The sequence below is a fragment of the Pseudomonas asgharzadehiana genome (assembly GCF_019139815.1).
Taxonomy (GTDB): domain Bacteria; phylum Pseudomonadota; class Gammaproteobacteria; order Pseudomonadales; family Pseudomonadaceae; genus Aquipseudomonas; species Aquipseudomonas asgharzadehiana.
The window spans coordinates 756724-781733 of record NZ_CP077079.1; the positions used below are offsets into that span (position 1 = coordinate 756724).

The 25010-nt window shown below is 61.2% G+C and carries 22 protein-coding genes and 1 riboswitch; of the genes, 15 read left to right on the forward strand and 7 right to left on the reverse strand.

The genetic code is table 11. From position 1 onward, the window contains the following. Nucleotides 1-11: 11 nt before the first annotated feature. Nucleotides 12-1895, reverse strand: coding sequence for a bifunctional O-antigen ligase/aminoglycoside phosphotransferase family protein (locus KSS96_RS03345; RefSeq protein ID WP_065879458.1), 1884 nt, complete (start codon nucleotides 1893-1895; stop codon nucleotides 12-14). Nucleotides 1896-2053: 158 nt separating this feature from the next. Here KSS96_RS03345 and msbA point away from each other — a divergent pair, with 158 nt between their 5' ends. The 3 genes from msbA (at nucleotide 2054) to KSS96_RS03360 (ending at nucleotide 6339) form a co-directional block, all read left to right on the forward strand. Then, nucleotides 2054-3859 carry a lipid A export permease/ATP-binding protein MsbA gene (msbA, locus tag KSS96_RS03350; protein ID WP_017526459.1) on the forward strand — a complete coding sequence of 602 codons (1806 nt, stop codon included), beginning with the start codon at nucleotides 2054-2056 and terminating at the stop codon, nucleotides 3857-3859. Nucleotides 3860-3986: 127 nt separating this feature from the next. After that, entirely contained in the window at nucleotides 3987-5411 is a 1425-nt protein-coding gene (hldE, locus tag KSS96_RS03355) for a bifunctional D-glycero-beta-D-manno-heptose-7-phosphate kinase/D-glycero-beta-D-manno-heptose 1-phosphate adenylyltransferase HldE (RefSeq protein ID WP_017526458.1), read from the forward strand. Beyond that, nucleotides 5404-6339, forward strand: a complete 936-nt coding sequence (locus KSS96_RS03360) for an NAD-dependent epimerase/dehydratase family protein (protein WP_017526457.1) — start codon at nucleotides 5404-5406, stop codon at nucleotides 6337-6339. The genes hldE and KSS96_RS03360 overlap by 8 nt, the downstream gene beginning before the upstream one ends. Nucleotides 6340-6386: 47 nt before the next feature. Here KSS96_RS03360 and KSS96_RS03365 read toward each other — a convergent pair whose 3' ends face one another. Genes KSS96_RS03365 through KSS96_RS03380 form a run of 4 tightly spaced genes read right to left on the reverse strand, consistent with a single transcriptional unit; the run spans nucleotide 6387 to nucleotide 9763 of the window. Next, a complete protein-coding gene (locus KSS96_RS03365) occupies nucleotides 6387-7346 on the reverse strand; it encodes a hypothetical protein (RefSeq protein ID WP_017526456.1) in 960 nt (319 codons plus the stop codon). A gap of 41 nt (nucleotides 7347-7387) precedes the next feature. Next, nucleotides 7388-8200: an aldo/keto reductase gene (locus KSS96_RS03370; protein WP_017526455.1), complete on the reverse strand. Its 813-nt coding sequence runs from the start codon at nucleotides 8198-8200 to the stop codon at nucleotides 7388-7390. After that, the gene (locus tag KSS96_RS03375) at nucleotides 8197-9372 is read right to left on the reverse strand and encodes an NAD(P)/FAD-dependent oxidoreductase (RefSeq protein WP_017526454.1); all 1176 of its coding nucleotides are present in this window, start codon (nucleotides 9370-9372) and stop codon (nucleotides 8197-8199) included. Before KSS96_RS03375 ends, KSS96_RS03370 begins: the two co-directional genes overlap by 4 nt. A gap of 55 nt (nucleotides 9373-9427) precedes the next feature. Then, complete coding sequence (locus tag KSS96_RS03380; protein WP_017526453.1) at nucleotides 9428-9763, reverse strand: DMT family transporter; 336 nt, start codon at nucleotides 9761-9763, stop codon at nucleotides 9428-9430. Nucleotides 9764-9866: 103 nt separating this feature from the next. Between KSS96_RS03380 and KSS96_RS03385 the strand changes: the two genes are divergently transcribed. Both KSS96_RS03385 and waaA read left to right on the forward strand, forming a co-directional pair. After that, nucleotides 9867-10757, forward strand: a complete 891-nt coding sequence (locus tag KSS96_RS03385) for a LysR family transcriptional regulator (protein ID WP_116079075.1) — start codon at nucleotides 9867-9869, stop codon at nucleotides 10755-10757. A gap of 23 nt (nucleotides 10758-10780) precedes the next feature. Continuing rightward, nucleotides 10781-12058 (forward strand): lipid IV(A) 3-deoxy-D-manno-octulosonic acid transferase, encoded by a 1278-nt coding sequence (waaA, locus tag KSS96_RS03390; RefSeq protein WP_065879453.1) that lies wholly within the window; start codon nucleotides 10781-10783, stop codon nucleotides 12056-12058. Nucleotides 12059-12114: 56 nt separating this feature from the next. On the opposite strand, the gene KSS96_RS03395 is transcribed toward waaA, so the two are convergent. Continuing rightward, nucleotides 12115-13554 carry a TolC family outer membrane protein gene (locus KSS96_RS03395; protein ID WP_017526450.1) on the reverse strand — a complete coding sequence of 480 codons (1440 nt, stop codon included), beginning with the start codon at nucleotides 13552-13554 and terminating at the stop codon, nucleotides 12115-12117. Nucleotides 13555-13746: 192 nt separating this feature from the next. Further along, nucleotides 13747-13852: riboswitch (TPP riboswitch) on the forward strand. A gap of 148 nt (nucleotides 13853-14000) precedes the next feature. On the opposite strand from KSS96_RS03395, the gene thiC reads away from it, so the two are divergent. Beyond that, a complete protein-coding gene (thiC, locus tag KSS96_RS03400) occupies nucleotides 14001-15890 on the forward strand; it encodes a phosphomethylpyrimidine synthase ThiC (protein WP_068937579.1) in 1890 nt (629 codons plus the stop codon). A gap of 92 nt (nucleotides 15891-15982) precedes the next feature. After that, on the forward strand, nucleotides 15983-17272 hold the full coding sequence (gene cytX / locus KSS96_RS03405; RefSeq protein WP_065879451.1) for a putative hydroxymethylpyrimidine transporter CytX: 1290 nt from the start codon (nucleotides 15983-15985) through the stop codon (nucleotides 17270-17272). Here cytX and KSS96_RS03410 read toward each other — a convergent pair. Then, on the reverse strand, nucleotides 17241-17978 hold the full coding sequence (locus tag KSS96_RS03410; protein ID WP_017526447.1) for an RsiV family protein: 738 nt from the start codon (nucleotides 17976-17978) through the stop codon (nucleotides 17241-17243). The genes cytX and KSS96_RS03410 overlap by 32 nt on opposite strands. A 192-nt stretch (nucleotides 17979-18170) precedes the next feature. On the opposite strand from KSS96_RS03410, the gene KSS96_RS03415 reads away from it, so the two are divergent. The 8 genes from KSS96_RS03415 (at nucleotide 18171) to KSS96_RS03450 (ending at nucleotide 24940) form a co-directional block, all read left to right on the forward strand. Next, on the forward strand, nucleotides 18171-18788 hold the full coding sequence (locus KSS96_RS03415) for an NUDIX domain-containing protein (RefSeq protein ID WP_017526445.1): 618 nt from the start codon (nucleotides 18171-18173) through the stop codon (nucleotides 18786-18788). Continuing rightward, complete coding sequence (locus KSS96_RS03420) at nucleotides 18779-19228, forward strand: DUF1249 domain-containing protein (protein WP_017526444.1); 450 nt, start codon at nucleotides 18779-18781, stop codon at nucleotides 19226-19228. The genes KSS96_RS03415 and KSS96_RS03420 overlap by 10 nt, the downstream gene beginning before the upstream one ends. Before the next feature lie 97 nt (nucleotides 19229-19325). After that, nucleotides 19326-20141, forward strand: coding sequence for a 3',5'-cyclic-AMP phosphodiesterase (gene cpdA, locus KSS96_RS03425; RefSeq protein WP_065879450.1), 816 nt, complete (start codon nucleotides 19326-19328; stop codon nucleotides 20139-20141). A 209-nt stretch (nucleotides 20142-20350) separates the two neighbouring features. After that, a complete protein-coding gene (locus KSS96_RS03430; RefSeq protein WP_026067143.1) occupies nucleotides 20351-20827 on the forward strand; it encodes an ImmA/IrrE family metallo-endopeptidase in 477 nt (158 codons plus the stop codon). Nucleotides 20828-20842: 15 nt separating this feature from the next. Then, a complete protein-coding gene (locus KSS96_RS03435; protein WP_017526440.1) occupies nucleotides 20843-21247 on the forward strand; it encodes a hypothetical protein in 405 nt (134 codons plus the stop codon). Between the two features lie 130 nt (nucleotides 21248-21377). After that, nucleotides 21378-21986 carry a YqiA/YcfP family alpha/beta fold hydrolase gene (locus KSS96_RS03440; protein ID WP_065879449.1) on the forward strand — a complete coding sequence of 203 codons (609 nt, stop codon included), beginning with the start codon at nucleotides 21378-21380 and terminating at the stop codon, nucleotides 21984-21986. Between the two features lie 54 nt (nucleotides 21987-22040). Next, a complete protein-coding gene (parE, locus tag KSS96_RS03445) occupies nucleotides 22041-23945 on the forward strand; it encodes a DNA topoisomerase IV subunit B (RefSeq protein WP_065879448.1) in 1905 nt (634 codons plus the stop codon). Continuing rightward, complete coding sequence (locus KSS96_RS03450; RefSeq protein ID WP_217855732.1) at nucleotides 23945-24940, forward strand: esterase-like activity of phytase family protein; 996 nt, start codon at nucleotides 23945-23947, stop codon at nucleotides 24938-24940. The genes parE and KSS96_RS03450 overlap by 1 nt, the downstream gene beginning before the upstream one ends. The last annotated feature ends 70 nt before the right edge of the window (nucleotides 24941-25010 follow it).

Consider the following 25010-nt stretch of genomic DNA (forward strand, 5'->3'; position numbering starts at 1 on the left):
CCGGGTCAACGTTAGCGTGTTGCCGCCGGCCCCGTAGCCTGCGGCGTGCGTAGCGTGAACGACTGGGCCTGCTCGCGGATGCTCAGCGTGGCTTGTGGGGATGCAACGCACGCGTAGCCCGTGGCCAGTTGTTCAAAGTGAGTTTCGAACAGCCAGCCGCGGTCCTGGGGATAGCGCTGCATATGCTTCAAGTTGCGCTGGCGCAAGGCGTTGCGCAGCGCCGACGGATAGATGCGCATGTCCGCCAGGTCGATCAAGCCGAACTCACCGTCATCCATCAACAGTACGTTGCCCAGATGCAGGGAGCGGAAGTACACGCCGCGTTCGTGCAGTTGAGCGACGAACCGGCCAAAACGCTCTACCAGCGATTCCTGCAGGCTGGTGTCGAGGCCTTGCAGCACCTGGCGCAGTGTCTGACCGGGCAACGGTTGATAGCGAACCGCAGTGCTGCCATCGCGCAGGGTGTACAGGTTGAGCACCGAAGGTGAGGCAATGCCGTGCTCGCGCAGCTGTTGGCTGTTGCGGGCGAAGCGTTCCGACAGCGGGTTGAACCTGCCGGAGGTGTACCAGCGGCGGGCACGGAACAGCTTCAGGAAGCTGCCGTCTTCCAGTCGCAGGACTTTCGGGCCCAGACCGTCGGCTTCAACGACGTGGGCGTTGGCACACAATTGTTCGCGAGCCTGTGGAGCAAGCGTTTGCACGGGCACGCGTAGCAGGCTGCGACGGCGTTGGGCGATGCTCAAGCCGGCAATCAGGGCCAGCGGTATCCATAACAGGAACCAGTGTTCCTTGGGGCGCGAAAGAATCCCGCCGCCTTCGGTCAGGCCGCCGCCAATCCCATAGGCCAACAGCGAAGAGGCCAGGATGAACAACGGTTGTGCGCGTTGCTGCAGACCTACGTACAGGCCACGGCCGAGCATGAAGACCCATGGGATAAAGCCGATGATGCCAACGTAATAGAGCACGCCCAGGCTGAAACTGTGGGGTTCGCGAAGTTCATAGCCGTCGGAAGGTGTCAGAAAGAGTTCGGCGTTGTAGCTGTGCCCGATCCATGGGTGCTCGGCGATACGTTGCAGGGTCATGCCCCACAACTCGAAGCGCAATGAACTTCCGCGGTTGGTGATCAGCTCGGGGTAAAACAGCAAGATCGCGGCGCCCAGCAGTACCATGCCGACAATCAGCAGGGCCGAGCGACGGTTGCGGGTGGTGAAGCTCATCCACAGTATCGCCAGCACCAGGGCCACCAGTGGCGTTCTTGAGCCCGTCGCCAGTACGGCGGCGGTCATGATCACCAGGGCAGGCAGGCTGAACAGGAACACCTGCAGGCGCTGGGTGGTCATGCAGATATATAGCCAATAGACGCAGAAGAACCCGAATACGTGGGAGCTCAGCAGCGGGTTGTCCAGCGCGCCCAGCCCACCCACCATGCGCAAGCCTTCAGCAAAGTGGGGAGCAAAGGCCACCAGGTTGCACGCACTGACTACCAGGGCGATCACGGCGGCGCTGAAAAAAATCGGCGCCAGCAATTCGCTGCGATAGTGCAGCAGCAAGCCGCACCCGGCGAACAGCATGAACGTGTGCAATGGCGTTTTGAATAAGCCTGAGTCCAACTCGGGTTCCGGGCTCCAGAACAGGCTGATCAGGGCCCAGCCCGCAAACAGCAGGAACGCGATGATCAGTGGCTCGCGCACCAGCTGTTTGAGTTCGCTGGGGCGCAGGCAAAGCAGCACAAGTGCAGGGGCACTGAACAGGAGGTAATAGAGCCGGTGCAGGCCATTGCGATTGGCCAGAAAGAACAATGAACTCAGTAACAACAGCAGTCCGACCGGCAAAACCCATAGGACCAGAAAATCGAAAACACGGTTGGAACCGTAGAGAAAACGCTTGGACTGCATAAATGAAGCCATTCCAGAAAGAGAAAGCCGACCATCTTAAGGTGGTGGCTATATAATGTCGCCGGTCGCATCCAACCAGGCTGTGGGGTCAAGCCGGGTGCAAGTACAACAGAGAAGCTGTGCTAAAGTCAGCATCCTTTTCAAAAACGCCGCGTGATATGACCGACTCCAGTCCGAGCGCAAGCCCTTCGAGCTTGAAAATATACTTCCGCCTGCTCAGTTACGTTAAGCCCTATGCCGGCTTGTTCGCGCTGAGTATCGTTGGATTTCTGATTTTCGCGTCGACCCAGCCTATGCTGGGTTACATCCTCAAATATTTCGTGGATGGCCTTTCCAATCCGCAAGCCGTGCTGTTCCCGAACGTGCCGTACCTGCGGGACCTTCAGTTGCTGCAGGCGGTACCGCTGCTGATCATTCTGATCGCGGCCTGGCAGGGCCTGGGTTCGTTCCTGGGCAACTACCTGCTGGCCAAGGTTTCCCTGGGCCTGGTCCACGACCTGCGTGTGCAGTTGTTCAATAATTTGTTGACCTTGCCCAACCGCTACTTTGACAACCACAACTCCGGGCACCTGATTTCGCGTATCACCTTCAACGTGACTATGGTCACGGGGGCGGCCACTGATGCGATCAAGGTGGTGATCCGTGAAGGCATGACGGTGATCTTCCTGTTTGCCTCGTTGCTCTACATGAACTGGCGATTGACGCTGGTGATGATCGCCATCCTGCCGTTGATCGCGGTCATGGTCAGCACCGCCAGCAAAAAATTCCGCAAGCAGAGCAAGAAGATCCAGGCGGCGATGGGTGATGTCACGCACGTTGCGTCGGAAACCATTCAGGGCTACCGCGTGGTGCGCAGTTTTGGCGGTGAGGTCTATGAGGAGAAGCGCTTCCTCAAGGCCAGCCAAAGCAATACCGACAAGCAACTGCGCATGACCCGCACCGGCGCCATCTACACGCCGGCGCTGCAACTGGTGATCTACACCGCAATGGCCGTGTTGATGTTCCTGGTGCTTTACCTGCGTGGCGATGCCTCCGCCGGTGACATGGTGGCCTACATCACGCTGGCCGGCTTGTTGCCCAAGCCGATTCGCCAATTGTCGGAAGTCAGCTCGACTATCCAGAAGGGCGTGGCAGGGGCCGAGAGCATTTTTGAGCAGTTGGACGAGGAGATGGAGGTCGATCGCGGCACCATCGAGCGCGATAAAGTCAGCGGCCGCCTGGAAGTGCGTCACCTGAACTTCACCTATCCTGGCACCGAACGCCATGTGCTCAAGGACATCAGCTTTACCGCCGAGCCCGGACAGATGATCGCCCTGGTCGGACGTTCCGGCAGCGGCAAGTCGACCCTGGCCAGCCTCATCCCGCGTTTCTACCATCATGAAAGCGGCGAGATCCTGCTCGATGGCGTCGAGATCGAGGACTACAAGCTGCTCAACCTGCGCAAGCACATTGCCCAGGTGACCCAGCATGTGACCCTGTTCAGCGACACCGTGACCAACAACATCGCCTATGGCGATTTGGCGGGCGCACCGCGCGAGGACGTTGAAGCGGCGGCGGCGGATGCCAATGCCAAGGACTTCATCGACCAGTTGCCCAAAGGCTTCGACACGCAGGTGGGCGAAAACGGCGTGCTCCTGTCCGGCGGCCAGCGCCAGCGTCTGGCGATCGCCCGGGCCTTGCTCAAGAATGCGCCGCTGCTGATTCTCGATGAGGCCACCTCGGCGCTGGACACCGAGTCCGAGCGGCACATCCAGGTGGCGCTGGACAAGGTCATGCAGGGCCGCACCACGCTGGTGATTGCGCATCGCTTGTCCACCATCGAGAAAGCCGACCTGATCCTGGTGATGGACGATGGGCGGATTGTCGAGCGTGGCACCCATCGCGAGCTGCTGGCACAAAATGGCTATTACGCTCGCCTGCACGCCATGGGCCTGGATGCGCCAGTGTCGGCGGATATCACCTGAACCTGAGGTGAGGCGGGCAATCCGCCTCACCTGTGGCTCCTGCAACATCTTCTTCACACCCCCCACAAGCCTTCTGTAACCCTGTGCTAATATCGCGCCCCTGTTCATTTTGTATGTGGGTTGCTCCATGAAGTTGTCCATGCCGCGATTCGATCAAGCCCCTGTCTTGGTGGTCGGCGATGTCATGCTCGACCGTTACTGGCATGGTGGTACCTCACGGATTTCCCCTGAGGCACCGGTACCGGTAGTCAAGGTCGAGCAAATCGAAGACCGTCCAGGTGGCGCTGCCAACGTTGCCCTCAATATTGCCGCCCTCGGCGCCCCGGCCTCCCTGGTGGGAGTGACCGGCGACGACGAAGCCGCCGACAGCCTGGCCAACAGCCTGCGCGGTGCTGGCGTGCGTGCGCTGTTCCAGCGCATCGCCCATCAGCCGACCATCGTCAAGCTGCGGGTCATGAGCCGTCACCAGCAATTGCTGCGTATCGATTTCGAAGAACCCTTCGCCACCGACGCATTGGCCCTCAGCGGCCAGGTCGACGAACTGCTCGAAGGCATCAAGGTGCTGGTGCTGTCCGACTACGGCAAAGGCGCGTTGAAGAACCACCAGGCGTTGATCCAGGCCGCCAAGGCCAAGGGCATCCCGGTATTGGCCGATCCCAAGGGCAAGGACTTCTCGATTTATCGAGGCGCCAGCCTGATCACGCCAAACCTCAGCGAGTTCGAAGCCATCGTCGGCGGTTGCGCCGATGAGCACGAACTGGTGAGCAAAGGCGCCGCGCTGATGGCCGATCTCGACCTGGGGGCCTTGCTGGTGACCCGTGGCGAGCACGGCATGACCCTGCTGCGCCCCGGCCACCCGGCCATGCACCTGCCGGCGCGGGCGCGTGAAGTGTTCGACGTCACCGGTGCCGGTGACACGGTGATTTCCACCCTGGCCGCGTCCATCGCGGCCGGCGAAGAACTGCCCCACGCCGTGGCGCTGGCCAACCTGGCGGCGGGCATCGTGGTCGGCAAACTGGGTACTGCTGCCATCAGCGCGCCTGAGCTGCGCCGCGCTATCCAGCGTTCCGAGGGTTCGGAGCGCGGTGTGTTGACCATCGAGCAATTGCTGCTGGCGATTGACGATGCGCGTGCGCATAACGAAAGCATTGTGTTCACCAATGGCTGCTTCGACATCCTGCACGCAGGCCACGTGACCTACCTTGAGCAGGCGCGTGCCCAAGGCGATCGCCTGATCGTCGCGGTCAACGACGACGCTTCGGTCAGCCGCTTGAAAGGTCCGGGCCGTCCGATCAACAGTGTCGACCGACGCATGGCCGTGCTGGCCGGGTTGGGCGCGGTGGACTGGGTGATCAGCTTCCCTGAAGCGACCCCGGAAAACCTGCTGGCCCAGGTCAAGCCCGACGTGCTGGTCAAGGGCGGCGACTACTCCGTCGACCAGGTGGTCGGCGCCGATATCGTCAGCGCCTACGGTGGTACGGTCAAAGTGCTGGGCCTGGTTGAGAACAGCTCGACCACGGCGATTGTCGAGAAGATCCGCAGCAATGACTAAGGCTGATCCACGGGTTCTGATTACCGGCGGCGCGGGCTTTATTGGCTCGCACCTGGTCGATGCGCTGCTTGCCAAGGGCTACGCCGTGCGTGTGCTGGACAACCTGTCCACGGGCAAGCGCGGCAATCTGGCGTTGGACAACCCGCGTGTCGAGCTGATCGAAGGTGATGTGGCCGATGCCGAGCTGATGGCGCGCGCCGCTGTCGGCGCGATGGCGGTGGTGCACCTGGCGGCGGTGGCGTCGGTACAGGCTTCGGTGGATGACCCGGTCAGCACGCACCAAAGCAATTTCGTCGGCACCTTGAACGTCTGCGAAGCCATGCGCAAAGCGGGCGTCAAGCGCGTGGTGTATGCCTCCAGCGCTGCGGTGTACGGCAATAACGGCGAAGGTGCTTCAATCAATGAAGAGACCACCAAGGCACCGTTGACGCCCTATGCCGTGGACAAGCTGGCCGGCGAGCACTACTTCGATTTCTACCGTCGCCAGCATGGTCTGGAGCCGGTGATTTTCCGCTTCTTCAATATCTTCGGGCCGCGCCAGGACCCGTCCTCGCCGTACTCCGGCGTGATTAGTATCTTCAGCGAACGTGCCCAGCAGGGCTTGCCGATTGCCGTGTTTGGCGATGGCGAGCAGACCCGCGACTTCATGTACGTGGAAGACCTGGTGGACGTGTTAGTGCAGGCCATCGAAGCGCCGGACGCGCCGTTGGGCGCGATCAACGTAGGCTGGAACCGCACCACCACGCTCAAGCAAGTGCTGCAGGCATTGGAAGAAGCAGTGGGCTCGCTGCCTGCCGTGACCTACGGGCCTGCGCGTTCGGGGGACATTCGGCATTCGCGGGCGAATAACCAGCGGTTGCTGGCCAACTTCACATTGCCGCAGCCAACACCGTTAAAGGTGGGGCTGCAGCGCCTGCTTAACGGCTAACCGCGATCTCAATGTGGCAGGGGGCAACCCCTGCCACATGTGAGTATTTAGCCTTTGGCCTTTTTCTTCGGCACGATCTTGCGCAGCACGCGCCGCGCCAATCCCTTCAACTTCGATTCTTTCTCCGGCTCCGCCAGGCCTTGCTGCCTCAGCCAATCCTTCCAGCGAATGCGTTCTTCACGCACCAGCCATCCCTCTTGCCGGGCGAAACTTTCTGCCAGGTACAAACCCCGTGTACTGGCCGGGTATAACTGGTCTTTCTTGACGGTATAAAGCTCCGGAAGCGGCTGGCCATCTTTGAGCGGCATCAGGTACAAATCCGGCCGCTTGCGATCAAGGCGTGCGACCAATTGGTCGCCCTCCAAGCGCTCATCCACATGGAACAGGCTCAGGGACTTGGCTTCCTTCGGCACTTCCAGGCGCAGGTCGTAAATCAGTTGCAGCGACGCCGTGGGCAAATGCACATAGGCCCGAGGACGTTCAATCAGTTGGGTGGTTGCGCAACGCACCGGGCGGGCGGCGCCAGACAGCGGGCTCAAGCGAAAGGGCAGCGCTTCGCGGTAATGCAGCGCGGCGGAGTAGGGCGCGGGTAGCCACGTGTCATTGAAGCGCCCGCCGAGCCAGCCTTCAGGTGTTTCCAGCAGGCACTCCTCGGCAATTTCCTGGATGGCCGTGTGCAGTGGCAGGTTCAGTTCATGGGCCGGGACGTAGCCGGAGATCAGCTTGAGCACCACATCGCCACGGTCTTGGCGGCGTTGGCGCACCAGCACCCAATAATCGCGATTTTGCCAATGCAGGGTCAGTCGCACCGACACGCCGAGGTTCGCCAGTTCGACGGCGAAGCGCTCGGCGTCTGGCACGTCGACCGGCTTGCGCCGTTGCAGGGTCTGGGCGAAATTGAGCGGCATGCCCACGCTTTGGTAGCTCAGGCCTTCGGGGGTGGCTTCGACGTGCAGCGGCAGTGTTTTAAAGTTGCTCGGGTTTTTTCTAATGAGCGTTCGCGGCATGTCGGCTCCTTTGTGCGACTGGGTCGGCCGCGTCGGCGGCATCAGAGTTGACGAATGACCTTGGCGGCGGTTGCCACGTTATGGGCCAGGTGCAGCGGGTTGATGGTCCCGACAATAGCACTGGCAACGCCCGTGTGCGCAAACAACAGCATGAAACTGGCGTGTATTGGATCCATTCCAGGCTCCAGGCAGACATGGCCGCTGGCCAGCGCCTTTTTGACCAGGATTCCCTTGCCGTGGGCCGCCGCATAGTCAATGACGGCTTCCTCGGCCTGTTCGTTCAAATTGTAGGTGACCATCGCGCAGTCGCCCTGTTCCAGAGCCTTAACGCCGCCTTCGACGGTTTTGCCGGAGAAGCCGAAACCACGAATCTTGCCCTCTTGTTTCAACTGCGCCAGGGTCTGGTAAACCTCGCAGTCGTTGAGGATGTGCAGGTCGTTGCCGTCGGAATGCACGAGCACCAGGTCGATAAAATCCGTTTCCAGGCGTTTCAAGCTGCGCTCGATCGACAGGCGCGTATGGGCTGCGCTGAAATCGTGGCGGGACACGCCGTTGTCGAACTCTTCGCCGACCTTGCTGACGATTACCCAGTCTTTGCGCTGGCCACGCAACAGCGGCCCGAGGCGTTCTTCGCTGCGCCCATAGGCGGGCGCGGTGTCGATCAGGTTGATGCCCAGTTGGTGTGCCTGGCGCAGCAACATCCGCGCTTCGTCGTCATCCGGGATCTGGAAACCGTTGGGGTACTTCACCCCTTGGTCGCGGCCCAGCTTGACGGTGCCCAGGCCGAGTGGCGATACCAGCAGGCCGGTGCTGCCCAGGGGGCGATGCAGGTCGTGCAGGGTGGGCAGGCTCATGGCAACAGATGCTCCCAGGCCGGTACGCCGACGCTGGGTTTTGGCAGGTCGGGCAGCGGCGCCGATGCGCTTGGGCGGATGCCGTCACGTTCGAGGCTGTTGATCACCCGGTCGGCGAAGTCCGGCGCCAGGGCCAGTTTGGTCGGCCAGCCGACCAGCAGGCGGTCGTTTTCGGCCAGGAAGGCGTTGTCGGGGCGGCTCAGGCCCGACTGCAGCGGTTCGGCCCGTTCGACGCGCAGGGTGGCCCACTGGGTGTGGCTCATGTCGATCCACGGCAGCAGTTGCGCCAGTTCTTTTTGCGCGGTGACGATTTGTTCTTCGGGGGTACGGGCCACACCGTCGGCTTCGGCAATATCGCCGCCGATGTACCACACCCAGTTGCCATCGGCCGCGGGGTGAGTGGTGACGGTGAGGCGCGGCTTGGTGCCGCCCCCCAGGCAATGCGCGTACAGCGGCTTCAGGCCCGGCCCTTTGGCGATGATCATGTGCAATGGGCGGGTTTGCATGGCCGGCTGGCTCAGGCCAAGGGCGGCGAGTAAATCAGCGGTACCGCCGCCGGCGCTCAGCACGATGCGTTGGGCGCGGATCTCACGGCCATCGACCCTCAAGCCCACCAGGGTCTCGCCGTCGCGCAGCGGTTCGATGTGTTGCCCGGCGAGCAGACCGTCACCGGCCAATTGCGCCAGGCGGTTGATCACGCTGGGCACATCCACCACCAACTCCGACAGGCGATACACCTTGCCCTTGAAACGGCGGTCTTGCAGCGCCGGCGGCAAGTCGTCGCCCTTGACCTGGTCGACTCGGCCGCGCACGGCCTTGCTCGCGAAGAAGCTGGTGAGGTTGCCGGCGAGCGTGCCAGGCGACCACAGGTAATGAGCCTGGGAGAGCACGCGCACGCCGGACAGGTCCAGCTCGCCGGTGCCGGCCAGGGCTTCGCGCCAGCGGCGCGGCATATCGGCAATGGCTTCGGAGGCGCCGGTGAGGGCGCCGTGCAGGGCGTATTTCGCGCCGCCGTGAATAATCCCCTGGGACTTCACGCTTTGTCCGCCACCCAAGGTGGCGCTTTCAACCACCACCGTGGAAAAGCCCTGGCGGCGCAGGCGCGCGTTCAGCCAAAGGCCGGCAACCCCAGCGCCGACAATCAGAACGTCGGTGGAAATAACGGATGGCATGGGCGACCTCAGTGTTCAAGACAAGAGGCGCAGTATACAGGCTGTTGAGTGACGGTCAGTGCCCGGCGGTTTTCGAGAACAGTTGGATGACCACCACGCCCAGCACAATCAGGCCCATGCCCAGCATTGCCGGCAGGTCGAGCTTTTGCCCGTAAATAAACAACGCCGCAATGCTGACCATCACGATACCCATGCCGGCCCACACGGCGTAGGCCACGCCCACCGGCACGGTGCGCACGACCAGGGTCAGCATCCAGAAGGCCACACCGTAGCCGACGATCACCAGCAACAGCGGGATAGGCGTGCTCAAACCTTTGATGGCTTTCATCGACACAGTGGCGATCACTTCCGAGCAAATGGCAATGGCCAGGTAGTAGTAAGCAGCGTTCATGGCGTCAATCCTCGGTGTGGAACTCTTTGATATGGCCGCTATTCTAGGCGTTGCCCAGATGGGGTAAAGTCATTACCTATCCGATTTGAAGATGGGTTATGCCATGAGTGTGCAGTGGAACCTGGAGCAGATGCGGCTGTTTGTGAGCGTTGCCGAACAGCGTTCGTTTTCGGCGGTAGCGCGCGGGCAGCGCAAGGCGCAATCGGCGGTGAGTAATGGCATCGCCTTGCTGGAGGCGGACTTGGGTGTAAGCCTGTTTGAACGCAGCAGTGGCCGCCAGCCGCGCTTGACCGAAGCCGGCGCGGTGCTGCTCGAAGAAGCCAGGGAAGTGTTGCGTCAATGCGAGCGCCTCAACGGCCGCGCGCTGTCGCTGATGCGCGGCGAAGAAGCGCGTCTGCGCCTGGCCCAGGACGAGGCGATGTTGTACCAGCCGGTTCTGGACAGCCTGGATGCCCTGGCCGGGAAATTTCCGAACCTGGAGGTGCAGCTTTCCAGCGCCGCACAAGGCGATGTCGCACGCAAGCTGGTGGAGCGCAAGGCGGACCTGGGCCTGTTGTTCTATCACGACCAGATCCCCGAAGCGCTGGAGCGCCGGGTGGTGGGCAGTGTTGAAATGGTCACCGTCTGTGGGCGCAATCACCCCTTGGCTGCGCAGAGCAGCGTGGATTGTCAGCGTCTGGCGCAGTTTCGGCAGTTGCTGATGTCGACCCAGACCAGCGTGTACCCCGGCAGCGAAGCCGCCAGCCCGCAGGTATGGCGCGCCGACAGCTTCTACGTGCTGGCCGAATGGTTGATCCGTGGCCTGGGCTGGGCCTGGTTGCCCAGGCACGTGGTGCAATACCCCGCCTATCAAACTCATATGGTCGAACTCGACAGCGAATGGACCCCGCCCGCGCTGGTTGTTGAGTTGGTGTGGCGCCGCGACGAGCCCCTGGGCCCCGCCGCGCGCTTTCTCGCCCAACGTTTTGCCGAGTGCCTGCGGGCCATTGACTAAAAAAGCCGATAAACTCCGCCGCCATGAATAGAACTCTCTATAGCTGTCTGTTTTACCTGGCGCTGCCGTTGGTGGCTTTACGTCTGTGGCTGCGCGCGCGCAAGGCGCCGGCCTATGCCAGGCGCGTGGGCGAGCGATTTTCCTACGGCTTGCCGGCCATGCAGCCTGGCGGGATCTGGGTGCATGCCGTGTCGGTGGGCGAAAGCATTGCCGCGGCGCCGATGATCCGTGGGTTGCTGGCGCGTTATCCACAGCTGCCGATCACCGTCACCTGCATGACGCCCACCGGTTCCGAGCGGATCCAGGCGTTGTTCGCCAATGAGCCGCGCATTCAGCATTGCTACTTGCCCTATGACTTGCCCTGCGCCGCCAAGCGTTTTCTCGACCGTGTGCAGCCCACGCTCGCGGTGATCATGGAAACCGAACTGTGGCCCAACCACATCCATGCCTGCGCCATGCGCGGTATTCCGGTGGCGCTGGCCAATGCGCGGCTGTCGGCGCGTTCGGCCAAGGGGTATGGGCGGTTTGCCAGGCTGACGGCGCCGATGCTGGCGCAAATGAGTTGGTTCGCCGTGCAGACGCAGGCCGAGGCCCAGCGTTTCCTGAGCCTTGGGGCCCGGCCGGAAACCGTGGAAGTCACCGGCTCGATCAAGTTCGACCTGACCATCGACCCGCAGTTGCTCGCGCGTGCGGCCGCCCTGCGTGAACAATGGGGCGCCAGCGAGCGCCCGGTGTGGATCGCCGCCAGTACTCACGAAGGTGAAGATGAAGTGGTGTTGGCGGCACATCGTCAATTGCTCGCCAGCTATCCGAATGCCCTGTTGATTCTTGTGCCGCGTCACCAGGAACGCTTTGGCCCGATGTTCGACTTGTGCGAGCAGCAAGGCTTTGCCACGGTGCGCCGTTCCACCGGTGAGCCGGTGAGCGCAAACACTGCGGTGTTGCTCGGCGATACGATGGGCGAACTGCTGTTTCTATACGCCTTGGCCGACAGCGCTTTTGTCGGCGGCAGCCTGGTTGCGACGGGCGGGCACAACCCGCTGGAGCCGGCGGCCCTGGCTAAGCCTGTGATCATGGGGCCACATGTATTCAATTTCCTGGAAATCACCGCAATGCTGCGTGAAGCGGGAGCGCTGCGAGAGGTTGATGACGCTGAAGGACTCGCTGAAGCCGTGCGCCAGTTGTTCGAACTGCCGCAGGACGCGCGCAAGATGGCGCAGGCGGGGCTGACGGTGATGCAGGCGAACCAGGGCGCGCTGAAGCGTTTGCTGGATGGGTTGGGCAGACTGCTAAGTCGCTGACATGTTCAACATGTGGGAGGGGGCAAGCCCCATCCCACATTTGTTTTGTGTTGTGGTCAGTAGCCCGGGCGAGCCTTGAGCTGCTCGGCGGCGGCTTTGGCCAGGTCCGGCGGCAGGAAATCCTTGTCCGGGTTGTAGTCGGCCTTGAGGTAGCGCGCCAGGTCCTGCAAGTCACCTGGGTTCAACGTCCCCGCCGCCTGCTTCAAGCGCAGGTTATCGAGGATGTAGTCGTAGCGGCTGTTGTTGTAATTGCGCACCGACGCGTACAGCTGGCGCTGGGAGTCGAGTACGTCGACGATATTGCGCGTGCCCACCTGGTAACCGATTTCCGTGGCTTCCACGGCGCTCTGGTTGGAGATGATCGACTGGCGGCGTGCCTGCACCTGTTCCACATCGGTGTTCACCGCGCGATGCAGGTTGCGGGTGTTTTCCACCACTTGGCGGCGCAGGCCTTCGCGCTGCTGCTCGGTCTGGCCCAGGCGCGAGTAGGACTCACGCACTTGTGAGCTGGTCAAGCCGCCGCTGTACAGCGGAATGCTCAGGCGCAAACCGATGGTGCGTTGCTCTACGTCGCCACGGTACGGCGTGCCGAAGGCGTTCGGGTTGCTGAAACCGAGGGCGTCGTTATCACCTTTTTCATACTGTGCCACCGCGTCCAGGGTGGGGGCGTGGCCGGCCTTGCGCTGCTTGAGGGTTTCTTCGGCGGCGGTGACGGCGTAATTGCTGGCGAGCAGGTTCAGGTTCTGGCGGCCGGCGGTGTCGACCCAGGCCTTGGCGTCGTTGGGCAGCGGCGGCAACACCGGCAGCGTATGGACAATGCCCTGGATCGAGTTGTATTGGCGGTTGGTCAGCGTGATCAGTGCTTCAAAGGCGTCTTCGACCTGGCGCTGGGCGAGGATGCGGTTGGCCCGGGCGGTGTCGTAGCTGGCTTGGGATTGCAGCACGTCGGTCTTGTCCGACAGGCCCACATCGAAGCGCTCGTTGGATTGGTCCAACTGGCGCTTGAACGCATTTTCTTCGGCTTTGGTGGACGCCAGGTTGTCCTGGGCGCGCAGCACGGCGAAGTAGTTTTCGGCGCTTTGCAGAATCAGGTTCTGTTCGGTGGCCGACAGTTGCAGCGCGGCCTGTTCGTTGACGGCTTCGGCGGCTTGCAACTGGAACCAGCGGTCGGCGCGGAACAGCGGCTGGCTCAGGGTGGCGCGCCACGAATGGGCATCCCGGTTGGCGGTGGCTGCGGGGGTGTCGATCTGGGTGCGGACATTGTTGATATCGGCACCGGCCGACAGGTTTGGCAGCAACCCGGCACGGGCCTGGGGTATCACTTCCTTTTGTGCGCCGTACTGCGCGCGGGCGGCGGCCAGGTCGGCGTTGTTATCCACCGCTTCCTGATACACGCTGACCAGGTCGGTTTTGGCGGACAAGGGCGCTTCAACTGCCCAGACCATCGTGTTGGTTGCACAAGACACGGCAACAGCCAGTGAAAGTTTGCGCAGCATGAGGCGATCCCTGATTAATATTACGGCTATAATTTATCGGCCAAGGCTACGGCGACTCTTCCAGAGCGTCAAGCCTTAAGCCGTAGCCGAGTGTAGTGGCGGTTCCACGGCTCAACAATCTGCAATCACGCCATTCATCACGCTGAATGCACCGCCATTGGCAATTTGCCCACGCCATGGTCTAGACTGGCCGCGTTCTTGTCGGGGTGCCTTGTTGGAAGGCTGAGATCGGTAAATACCGGATCCCGTTGAACCTGATCAGGTTAGCGCCTGCGTAGGGAACAAGATTTCTCGTCACCCGGCGAGTCCTCTTGTGCTTCGTCCGGGATGCTGTTCGACAATCGAACAGTCCTCTGTATTGAGCACAGCACTGCTTGCAGTGCGTCCATCCGTCACAGGTTCGCTCCGACAAAAATCCACCGCCTGGATAAGTTGGAGAGCCCGTGATGACGACAACACAAAAAAATACCGTGCACCTGAGTGAATCGGCCAAGGTCGACTCCGGCTCCGTGCAACCGTTTACCCGTTCGCAAAAAATCTACGTGCAGGGCACTCGCCCGGACATTCGTGTGCCGATGCGCGAAATCAGCCTGGACGTGACCCCCACCGATTTCGGCGGTGAAATCAACGCCCCCGTCACTGTGTACGACACCTCTGGCCCCTACACCGACCCCAACGTGATCATCGACGTGCGCAAAGGCCTGGCCGATGTGCGCTCACCCTGGATCGAAGTGCGCGGCGACACCGAGCGCCTGCCTGGCCTCACGTCGCACTTCGGCCAGCAACGCCTGAGCGATGCCGAATTGACCGCCCTGCGTTTCGCCCATGTGAAAAACCCGCGCCGCGCCAAGGCCGGCGCCAACGTCACCCAGATGCATTACGCGCGCAAAGGCATCATCACCGCCGAGATGGAATACGTCGCCATCCGCGAAAACATGAAGCTCGAAGAGGCCCGCGCCAGCGGCCTGCTTGACCAGCAACACGCCGGCCACAGCTTCGGCGCCAGCGTGCCGAAGATCATCACGCCAGAATTCGTGCGCGAAGAAATCGCCCGCGGCCGTGCGATCATTCCGGCCAACATCAACCACACCGAACTGGAGCCGATGATCATCGGCCGTAACTTCCTGGTGAAGATCAACGGCAACATCGGCAACAGCGCCCTGGGTTCGTCCATCGAAGAAGAAGTGGCGAAACTCACCTGGGGCATTCGCTGGGGTTCGGACACGGTGATGGACCTGTCCACCGGCAAGCACATCCATGAAACCCGCGAGTGGATCATCCGTAACTCGCCGGTGCCGATCGGTACCGTGCCGATCTACCAGGCCCTGGAAAAAGTCGGCGGTGCCGCCGAAGACCTGACCTGGGAGCTGTTCCGCGACACCCTGATCGAACAGGCCGAGCAGGGCGTCGACTATTTCACCATCCACGCCGGCGTGCTGCTGCGCTACGTGCCGCTGACCGCCAAGCGCGTCACCGGCATCGTCTCCCGTGGCGGTTCGATCATGGCCAAGTGGTGCCTGGCGCACCACAAGGAGAACTTCACCTACACGCATTTCGACGAAATCTGCGAAATCATGAAGGCCTATGACGTCAGCTTCTCCCTCGGCGACGGCCTGCGCCCCGGCTCGATTGCCGACGCCAACGATGCCGCGCAATTCGGCGAGCTGGAAACCCTCGGCGAGCTGACCAAGACCGCCTGGAAGCACGACGTGCAAACCATGATCGAAGGCCCGGGCCACGTGCCGATGCAGTTGATCAAGGAGAACATGGACAAGCAGCTTGAATGCTGCGACGAGGCGCCGTTCTACACCCTTGGCCCTTTGACCACCGACATCGCGCCCGGCTACGACCACATCACCTCCGGCATCGGTGCGGCGATGATCGGCTGGTTCGGCTGCGCCATGCTCTGCTACGTCACGCCCAAGGAACACCTGGGCCTGCCGAACAAGGATGACGTGAAGACCGGCATCATCACCTACAAAATCGCCGCGCATGCCGCCGACCTTGCCAAAGGCCACCCAGGCGCGCAGATCCGCGACAACGCCTTGAGCAAGGCGCGTTTCGAGTTCCGCTGGGAGGACCAGTTCAACCTCGGCCTGGACCCGGACACCGCGCGTTCCTATCACGATGAAACCCTGCCGAAAGACTCGGCCAAGGTCGCGCATTTCTGCTCGATGTGCGGGCCGAAGTTCTGCTCGATGAAAATCACCCAGGAAGTGCGGGAATACGCCGCCAACCAGCGCATTGATGCGGTGGACGTGGACGTGGCCAAGGGTTTGGCGGAGCAGGCGCAGCGGTTCAAGCAGGAAGGTAGTCAGTTGTACAAAAAGGTCTGATCAAAGATTGGAGGTGCTGGTACTGGCCTCATCGGGGGCTTGCCCCCGATAGCAATCTCCCAAACAACAAATGTTCTTCAGAGACAACACCCTTGAGCATTCAACCCAGCACCTACTCCCCTGATATCGCAGTGCCGAGCGACAAACGCGTGTTCGGCGCCCGCGACCTGTTCTCTCTATGGTTCTCCCTCGGCATCGGCCTGATGGTCCTGCAAACCGGCGCCCTACTCGCGCCGGGCCTGGGGTTGTTCGGCTCGTTGCTGGCGATCTTCCTCGGCACGCTGGTGGGCGTGCTGTTGCTGGCCGCCGTCGGTGTAATCGGCAGCGACACTGGCCTGTCCGCCATGGCCGCGCTCAAGCTCAGCCTCGGTACCCAGGGGGCCAGCCTGCCCGCGCTGCTTAACCTGCTGCAACTGGTCGGCTGGGGTTCGTTTGAAATCATCGTGATGCGCGATGCGGCCAGCCTCTTGGGCGCGCGGGCGTTCGGCGAGGGTGGTCTATGGGCCAGCCCGTTGCTGTGGACCCTGTTTTTCGGGGGGTTGGCGACCTTGCTGGCAGTCAGCGGGCCATTGACCTTTGTGCGCCAGATCCTGCGCAAATGGGGTATCTGGCTGTTGCTCGCCGCGTGCCTGTGGCTGACCTGGAACCTGTTTGCCAAGGCCGACCTGGCGGCGCTCTGGGCCCAGGCGGGTGATGGTTCGATGCCGTTTGCCGTGGGCTTTGACATTGCCATCGCCATGCCGCTGTCGTGGTTGCCGCTGATTGCCGACTACTCACGCTTCGGCAAACGCGCCAAAAGTGTATTCGGCGGCACTGCGCTGGGGTTTTTTATCGGTAATTTCTGGCTGATGAGCCTGGGCGTGGCCTACACCCTGGCGTTTGCGCCAAGTGGCGAGGTGAATGCGCTGCTGTTGGCGCTGGCCGGCGCGGGCCTGGGGATTCCGCTGTTGCTGATCCTGTTGGACGAGTCGGAGAACGCCTTCGCCGATATTCACTCGGCTGCGGTGTCCAGCGGGATTCTATTGCGCTTGAAGGTCGAGCATCTGGCGTTGGCCATCGGCGTCATCTGCACCTTGATCGCCTGTTTTGCTCCGTTGGCGCAGTACCAGAACTTCCTGTTGCTGATCGGCTCGGTGTTCGCGCCGCTGTTCGGCGTGGTGCTGGTCGATCATTTCGTGCTTCGCCGTCGTGGCCGGGGCGTGGTCGCCGGCCTGCGTTGGCCAGCGCTGTTGGCCTGGCTGGGTGGCATCGGCACTTATCATCTGCTGGCCAACCTGTATCCGGATGTCGGCGCAACCCTGCCGGCGCTGGTGCTGGCAGGGCTGTTGCAGTTCATCCTTGGTCGGGCTTTCAGCGGCGTACGGGCACCAGCTCAGGCTTGAGGATGCCGTCCAGGCGCGAGTAGGGGATCTGCAACTCGACATGGCCCAGGGCATAGGGCGCGATGGTGGTGGTGGGGTATTTGAGGATCACGCCACCGTAAGTCAGCGCCACGTTTGGGGTTTTCTGGAAGGGATATTTTTTGACGAATTCCGCTTCCAGGCTCAGGCGGGTGCTGATCAGCCAACTGTTGTGCGCCACCTGGGCGGCTTTCCAGAACGCGTCTTCCTTGCCGGGCAGCAGCATATCGCTGAGCGACAGGGCTTTTTGCTGCTGACGCGAATAGTTGATGAACGCGCGGCCCGGCTCGCCATGGGTGGCGCCCTGGTCCAGGTAGCTGGACAACTCGATGATCACCAAGCCGTCATGCTGCTCACGTACCTTGGCCTGCAAATACATGCTGTTGTTCGGTGCGGCGGTTTGCAGGAATTGCTCGCGATAGGTCGCAAGGCTGGTCGGCAGCGGGTTGGCGCCGGTCATCTCCAGCAGGCGCTGTTCGATCAGCGCGTCCAGCTTGGGTTCCTTGGCAAAGTGCACGGTGTCGATATTCACCAGCGCGCAATCGGCGCTGGCACAGCCCGGCCGGGTTTGTTCGGTGGTGTCTCGGGTGGCTTCCAGCGGGGTGCGCCAGTTGGGTTGGAACAGGCTTTGGCAGGCGCCGAGGGTCAAGGCGATGCAGGCCACGGAGGCGATTTTTAAAAGCGACATGGATGTCCTTCGTCTATCGATAAGAGCGAAATTGTGCAGCTTCGACTACCGGCAAGGCAGTCAGTTCGCCACTAAGCTGATTAGAGTGAGTTTGAGGCCCGCCGTCTATCCCGGCAACCGGAAAGGGGCTGCGCCAACCGACGCGAGCGCGTTAGGATGGCGCGAATTGCCCAGGCACAACGAGGAAGGGATATGACGGACTTTGCAAAATCGACGCCGAACACGATTGAAATCGTGCAGCGCGACAATGCCTACAAGGGCTTCTATAAACTTGACCGTGTGCAACTGCGCCACGAGAAGTTCGACGGCGGCATGAGCCGCGTGATCAACCGCGAAGTCTTTGTCCGTCACGACGCGGTGTGTGTACTGCCCTATGACCCGCAGCGTGATGAAGTGGTGCTGATCGAGCAGTTTCGCGTGGGCGCCATGGGCCGTGCCGACAACCCGTGGCTGATCGAGATGGTCGCCGGCCTGATCGACAAGGATGAAGAACCGGAGGAGGTTGCACACCGCGAAGCCGAAGAGGAAGCTGGGCTGACCTTCTCCGCGCTGTGGCCGATCACCAAGTATTTTCCGTCGCCCGGCGGCAGTACCGAATTTGTGCACCTATACCTGGGGCGCTGCGACAGCTCCGGAGCGGGTGGCGTGCATGGGCTGGAAGAAGAAGCAGAAGACATCCGCGTGACGGTCTGGGCATTCGAAGACGCCCTGCAAGCCGTGCGCGACGGCAGGATTTCCAACGCAGCCAGCATTATCGCCCTGCAATGGCTTGCGCTTAATCGCGCGGAAGTGAGGGGGTTATGGCAGTAAAGGCACGGGAACGTTATCGAGTCGACCTGATCGGGCTGCAAGCGGCCTGCGAGGCCAACTATGCGCGGCTGATGCGCCTGCTGCCCGACATGCGCCACACGCCCGAGGCGCGTCGCATCGGCGTGACCCACGGCGACCAGATGCTGGGCGTGCTGGCCCTTGAAGTCATCGTCAACTGCCCGTACACCACCACCCTGCGCGTACGCCAGGAGCACAGCCTGCCGTGGCTGCCCGTGCCGCAACTGGAAGTGCAGGTGTACCACGACGCCCGTATGGCCGAAGTGATCAGCGCCGAACACGCGCGGCGCTTTCGCAGCATCTATCCTTACCCGAATGTGTTCATGCACCAACCCGATGAGAAAGCGCAGCTCAATGTGTTCCTCGGTGAGTGGCTGAGCCACTGCCTGGCGCTGGGCCATGAGTTCGAAGTCGTGCGGTAGATGTGAACTGCATCTGGTTCCTGGGTTTCCTCTTTGCGTCCTGCCCCAGCATAATCACGCCAAACGTCCATTCCTGTGATTGCCTTGGGAGAGCGCCTTGCCGAGCGTATCCACCGTGAACCCCGACGCTTCGGCGTTACTGGTGCAACTGTCCGACAGCCATCTGTTTGCCGAGGCCGACGTTACGCTGCTGGGCATGAATACCCGTGAGAGCCTGCGACGGGTGATCGAGCTGGCGCGCGCGCAACAGCCGCAGGTCGACCTGGTGCTGGCCACCGGGGACCTGTCCCAGGACGGCACGCTTGAGTCGTACCAGCAGTTTCGCCAGATGACCGCGCCTATCGGTGCCCCGGCGCGCTGGATTCCGGGTAATCATGATGAGCCTCAAGTCATGGTCCGGGCCGCCGAGCACAGTGATTTTCTGGAGCCGGTAGTCGATATCGGCCACTGGCGCGTCATCCTGCTGGACTCCGCCGTACCCGGTTCCGTGCCGGGTTACCTGCAAGACCAACAACTGCAACTACTGGCTCAGGCCCTGAGCGAAGCGCCAAACCGTCACCACCTGGTGTGTTTCCACCATCATCCGGTGCCCATCGGCTGTGCCTGGATGGAGCCCATCGGCCTGCGCAACCCCGAGGCACTGTTTGCCGTGCTGGACCGCTTCCCCCAGGTCAAGGCAGTACTCTGGGGCCATGTGCATCAGGAAATCGACCGTGAGCGCAACGGCGTGCGCCTGCTGGCGTCGCCATCCACCTGCATCCAGTTCGCACCGGGCAGCGAGGACTTCAAGGTCAGCGAGCAAGCGCCAGGGTATCGTTGGCTGCGTTTGCATGCCGACGGACGGTTGGAGACTGGCGTAGAGCGGCTGGTCGGCTTCGCGTTTACGGTGGATTACGGTAGCAACGGTTATTAAACGTCCTCCGCGTTGGGCTCGAGCACTGAATGTTTAGTGCGGTTCCGGTCATTTACAACTCGACTCAGATAACCCGCTGGGCGTTTTGATTTTCTTCGTAGACGCGCCTATATATTCAGCAGATCTGTACCCATCGATAGTTTTCTGTACAATTTTGCCTCCTTCGGCGGAAGGATATCTATCCACCAGTACTGACAAGGAGATCGCTCATGCCTGTTCGCACCGCTCAAGATGTCCTAAATAGGTACTGGGACCGTCAACTTCCTATTGATCCCTATCGTATTGCACGTGCAGCGGGCGCTTCAGTGGAACCGGATTACGGCATGAGCGCTCATGATCTGAGTGGCTGCTTTGACGTTGTGAATAACATTCCAACCATCCGTTTCAATCCTGATGATGCGGTTGTTCGGCAGCGCTTTACTATTGCTCATGAGTTAGGGCATATGTTTTTAAGGCACGGTCATTCCTTCAGGGATAATGCGAGAAACTATAGTTCGGGAACACATCTTTACCGAGAGCGGGATGCAAATAGTTTTGCGGCGGAGTTGTTGATGCCTAAAGAAGTTGTCGAGTGGCTGGTCTTCAAGGAAAAAAAACACGATGTTGAGGAAATGGCGGCAATACTAAATGTGTCAGGCGCGGCAATGCATTATCGCTTGATGAACCTCGGACTAATTCGTTACTGAAATGAGAGTAGAGTTTTGAAGGATCAGAATCTCCAAAAGGATGTGGACTATTCGGAAGGCAGTATCCCTAAGCTTCCGGACACGGAGCGCTTCAATAGAAGCCAGCTCGACGAGGCTGATACTCGTAGGCTCCAACGAGGGATTATCTTCGTTACAATTTATGTTGCGGCTGTTTATGTGTTTGGAGCGTTTGTCGTCTACACATTCAAGCTTATTCATGGTGCCAAGCTGGAAACTACACCCATGCTCTTGTGGTTATTGGCAATTATGCCGATAGCCTTGATTCTATTGATGATGAAGCTCGCTGCGGAGCCTGCCAAAGTTGAGGATAAACCTGCTGGCCTGGGTAGCGATATTGTTGCGATTTTTCAGGAGCTCGCCGCTGCGCTGAAGGATTTTCTCAAATCCAAGACTGGATAGCCTTGAAATAAATAATTAGAGAGACGCTCGGGCGCGATGTTTATTCCGCACCTCATTGTGACGAACTCTGCTCAGATTCTCTGGTTCCCTGTAAACTGCGCCCTTTTGGCGCAAGCACGGAGAGCCCGGCATGTCCGCTTCGATCCTGTACATCCACGGCTTCAACAGTGCGCCGGCGTCCAACAAGGCCAGCCAGTTGATCCGCGTGATGGACGCCCTTGGCCTGGCCGATCAATTGCGCGTGCCAGCCTTGCATCACCATCCCCGTCAGGCGATTCCCCAGTTGGAAGAGGCCATTGCGCAACTGGGTCGACCACTGCTGGTCGGCAGCTCACTCGGCGGCTACTATGCAACCCATCTTGCTGAACGCCATGGCCTCAAGGCGCTGCTGGTCAACCCGGCGGTGAGTCCCCATCGCATGTTCGACGGTTACCTGGGCACCCAGAAGAACCTCTACACCGATGAAACCTGGGAGTTGACCCACGACCACGTCACGGCGCTGGCCGAGCTGGAAGTACCGGCGCCCCAGGATGCGGGACGTTATCAGGTGTGGTTGCAAACCGGCGATGAAACCTTGGATTATCGCCTCGCCCAGCAGTATTACCGAGCCTGTGCCTTGCGCATCCAGCCCGGTGGCGACCATGGCTACCAAGGATTCGCCCAGCAATTGCCGGCGCTTTTGAGTTTTGCCGGCGTGGGTGCGGATCAGTATCAATCCTTCGATTTTTCGGCACTGTAATTGCCTTGGAAACCGCAGGTTATTTTTTAATCGAACGACTCACGACGAGACCCCATGGCCACTCCCAGCGCTAGCTCTTATAACGCCGACGCCATCGAAGTCCTCTCGGGCCTCGACCCGGTGCGCAAACGCCCCGGCATGTACACCGACACCAGTCGGCCGAATCACCTCGCCCAGGAAGTCATCGACAACAGCGTCGACGAAGCCTTGGCCGGGCACGCCAAATCGGTGCATGTCATTCTCCACGCTGACCACTCCCTGGAAGTGTCCGACGACGGTCGTGGCATGCCGGTGGACATTCACCCGGAAGAGGGTGTGCCGGGTGTTGAGCTGATCCTCACCAAGCTCCACGCCGGTGGCAAGTTCTCCAATAAGAACTACCAGTTCTCCGGTGGTTTGCACGGCGTGGGTATTTCTGTGGTCAACGCCTTGTCGACCCTGGTCCGCGTCAAGGTCAAGCGTGACGGCAACGAGTACCAGATGACCTTTGCCGATGGCTACAAAGCCACCGACCTTGAAGTGATCGGCACCGTCGGCAAGCGCAACACCGGCACCAGCGTGTACTTCGCGCCGGACCCTAAATACTTCGATTCGCCGAAATTCTCCATCAGCCGCCTCAAGCACGTACTCAAGGCCAAGGCGGTGTTGTGCCCGGGCCTTTTGGTTACCTTTGAAGACAAAGGCACCGGCGAAAAGGTCGAGTGGCATTACGAAGACGGTTTGCGTTCCTATCTGGAAGACTCCGTCAGCGACTTCGAACGCCTGCCCAACGAGCCGTTCTGCGGCAGCCTGGCGGGTAACAAAGAGGCCGTCGATTGGGCATTGCTGTGGTTGCCCGAGGGCGGCGACAGCGTGCAGGAAAGCTACGTCAACCTGATCCCCACCGCTCAGGGCGGCACCCACGTCAACGGTTTGCGCCAGGGCCTGCTGGATGCCATGCGCGAGTTCTGCGAATACCGCAGCCTGCTGCCGCGCGGTGTGAAGCTGGCGCCGGAAGACGTGTGGGAGCGCATCGCGTTCGTGCTGTCGATGAAGATGCAGGAGCCGCAATTCTCCGGCCAGACCAAAGAACGCCTGTCGTCCCGCGAGGCGGCGGCGTTTGTCTCCGGTGTGGTCAAGGACGCGTTCAGCCTGTGGCTCAACGAGCACCCGGAACTGGGCCTGGCCCTGGCCGAACTGGCGATCAACAACGCCGGCCGTCGTCTCAAGGCCAGCAAGAAGGTCGAGCGCAAGCGCATCACCCAAGGCCCGGCACTGCCTGGCAAGCTGGCTGACTGCGCGGGTCAAGACCCGATGCGCTCCGAACTGTTCCTGGTGGAAGGTGACTCCGCCGGCGGTTCCGCCAAGCAAGCACGGGACAAAGAGTTCCAGGCGATCCTGCCGTTGCGCGGCAAGATCCTCAACACGTGGGAAGTCGATGGCAGCGAAGTGCTGGCCAGCCAGGAAGTACACAATATCGCCGTGGCCATCGGTGTCGACCCGGGCGCGGCAGACATGACCCAACTGCGCTACGGCAAGATCTGCATCCTCGCCGACGCCGACTCCGACGGCCTGCACATTGCCACCTTGTTGTGCGCGCTGTTCGTGCAGCACTTCCGCCCGCTGGTAGATGCCGGTCACGTCTACGTCGCCATGCCGCCGCTATACCGCATCGACCTGGGCAAAGAGATTTTCTACGCCCTCGACGAAGCCGAGCGCGATGGCATCCTCGACCGCCTGGTGGCCGAGAAGAAACGCGGTAAGCCACAGGTCACGCGATTCAAAGGCCTGGGTGAAATGAACCCGCCGCAGTTGCGTGAAACCACCATGGACCCGAACACCCGGCGCCTGGTGCAACTCACCTTGGACGATTTCGCCGCCACCTCGGAAATGATGGACATGCTGCTGGCGAAAAAACGCGCGCCGGACCGTAAATCCTGGCTGGAGTCCAAAGGCAACCTGGCCGAGGTGCTGGGTTGATGCGTACAGGTTTCGCCCTGGCGATCCTGTTGTTCAGCGGCTTGGCGAGCGCCCAGGGGGTTGCGGCGCCCGGGGCGCAGCTCAAACTGGTGTCCGAACACCCGGTGGATGGCATGCGCGGTGGCAACCTGTCGGGCCTGGCCCTGTGTGGCAATGAGCTGTGGACGGTTTCCGACCGCGATGACGATCAGATCTACCGTTTGGATATCAGCATGCCGACCTGGCAGGCCACGGCGGTGAAGATCGACGTGCCGCCGGTGCCGGATTCCGGTTTGCCTTGGGGGTTGCGTTCGCGCACGAAGGCCGCCTCGTTCATTCGCGGTGGCGACCTGGATTTCGAGGCCATCAGTTGCGATGCCGTCGGTAACCGATACATCGTCAGTGAAGCCCATGCCGCCGTGCTGCAAGTGCCCGCTGCCGGTGCGCCCGAGTGGTTGAAGATCGCGCCGAGCGTGGTGCGTGAAGCCCGCGCCAGTGGCCTGTTGCTGCACTTCAATGCGCTGTTTGAAGGGCTGGCGGTGAACCCCGAGGGCAATCGGATCTGGCTGGCGGCAGAGCGTGAGGGGCGCGGGCTTATCTCCATCAAGCGTGCGCAAAGCCTGTGGGATTGTGACGGTCCGTGCGTATTACTGAGTGAGGCCGGCACGCAGATGCAGCCCGCCCAGGTGCCCAAGGCCAAGGCCGTTTCCAGGAATTTCTCCGATGTGGTGTGGTTCAAGGGCAAGTTGTTTTCCCTTGAGAGCAGCCAATATCAGTTGTGCCGCCGCGATGCGCTGACAGCGGCAGTTGAGCAGTGTTGGTCATTTGCCGCAGACATGCTTGCGCCGCAACGCCAATACGACCAGCCCTATGGCTTGGCCGAGGCGCTGGTAATTGATGATGACGGTGCCTGGATCGGCCTGGACAACAACTTCGGCCCGCGTGCCGATGGTGAAAAACGCCCGGTGGTCTATCGTTTTGCCGCCCCGGTCGGTGGCTGGAGTGCCCGGCCATGAATGATCAAACAATTGAATTGACCCGGCGCGGCGGCATTTCCGCTGCGCCTCACCCAATAATGATGAGGCC

What these genes read in the sequence shown, in the direction of transcription:
- KSS96_RS03410 (WP_017526447.1), bottom strand. Translation starts at nt 17,978, where the DNA reads ATGTCGCTTTTAAAAATCGCCTCCGTGGCCTGCATCGCCTTGACCCTC.
- KSS96_RS03395 (WP_017526450.1), bottom strand. Translation starts at nt 13,554, where the DNA reads ATGCTGCGCAAACTTTCACTGGCTGTTGCCGTGTCTTGTGCAACCAAC.
- KSS96_RS03385 (WP_116079075.1), top strand. Translation starts at nt 9,867, where the DNA reads ATGAGTGTGCAGTGGAACCTGGAGCAGATGCGGCTGTTTGTGAGCGTT.
- KSS96_RS03360 (WP_017526457.1), top strand. Translation starts at nt 5,404, where the DNA reads ATGACTAAGGCTGATCCACGGGTTCTGATTACCGGCGGCGCGGGCTTT.
- parE (WP_065879448.1), top strand. Translation starts at nt 22,041, where the DNA reads ATGGCCACTCCCAGCGCTAGCTCTTATAACGCCGACGCCATCGAAGTC.
- KSS96_RS03370 (WP_017526455.1), bottom strand. Translation starts at nt 8,200, where the DNA reads ATGAGCCTGCCCACCCTGCACGACCTGCATCGCCCCCTGGGCAGCACC.
- KSS96_RS03375 (WP_017526454.1), bottom strand. Translation starts at nt 9,372, where the DNA reads ATGCCATCCGTTATTTCCACCGACGTTCTGATTGTCGGCGCTGGGGTT.
- KSS96_RS03365 (WP_017526456.1), bottom strand. Translation starts at nt 7,346, where the DNA reads ATGCCGCGAACGCTCATTAGAAAAAACCCGAGCAACTTTAAAACACTG.
- waaA (WP_065879453.1), top strand. Translation starts at nt 10,781, where the DNA reads ATGAATAGAACTCTCTATAGCTGTCTGTTTTACCTGGCGCTGCCGTTG.
- KSS96_RS03415 (WP_017526445.1), top strand. Translation starts at nt 18,171, where the DNA reads ATGACGGACTTTGCAAAATCGACGCCGAACACGATTGAAATCGTGCAG.
- thiC (WP_068937579.1), top strand. Translation starts at nt 14,001, where the DNA reads ATGACGACAACACAAAAAAATACCGTGCACCTGAGTGAATCGGCCAAG.
- KSS96_RS03345 (WP_065879458.1), bottom strand. Translation starts at nt 1,895, where the DNA reads ATGCAGTCCAAGCGTTTTCTCTACGGTTCCAACCGTGTTTTCGATTTT.
- KSS96_RS03420 (WP_017526444.1), top strand. Translation starts at nt 18,779, where the DNA reads ATGGCAGTAAAGGCACGGGAACGTTATCGAGTCGACCTGATCGGGCTG.
- hldE (WP_017526458.1), top strand. Translation starts at nt 3,987, where the DNA reads ATGAAGTTGTCCATGCCGCGATTCGATCAAGCCCCTGTCTTGGTGGTC.
- KSS96_RS03430 (WP_026067143.1), top strand. Translation starts at nt 20,351, where the DNA reads ATGCCTGTTCGCACCGCTCAAGATGTCCTAAATAGGTACTGGGACCGT.
- KSS96_RS03450 (WP_217855732.1), top strand. Translation starts at nt 23,945, where the DNA reads ATGCGTACAGGTTTCGCCCTGGCGATCCTGTTGTTCAGCGGCTTGGCG.
- KSS96_RS03380 (WP_017526453.1), bottom strand. Translation starts at nt 9,763, where the DNA reads ATGAACGCTGCTTACTACTACCTGGCCATTGCCATTTGCTCGGAAGTG.
- KSS96_RS03440 (WP_065879449.1), top strand. Translation starts at nt 21,378, where the DNA reads ATGTCCGCTTCGATCCTGTACATCCACGGCTTCAACAGTGCGCCGGCG.
- msbA (WP_017526459.1), top strand. Translation starts at nt 2,054, where the DNA reads ATGACCGACTCCAGTCCGAGCGCAAGCCCTTCGAGCTTGAAAATATAC.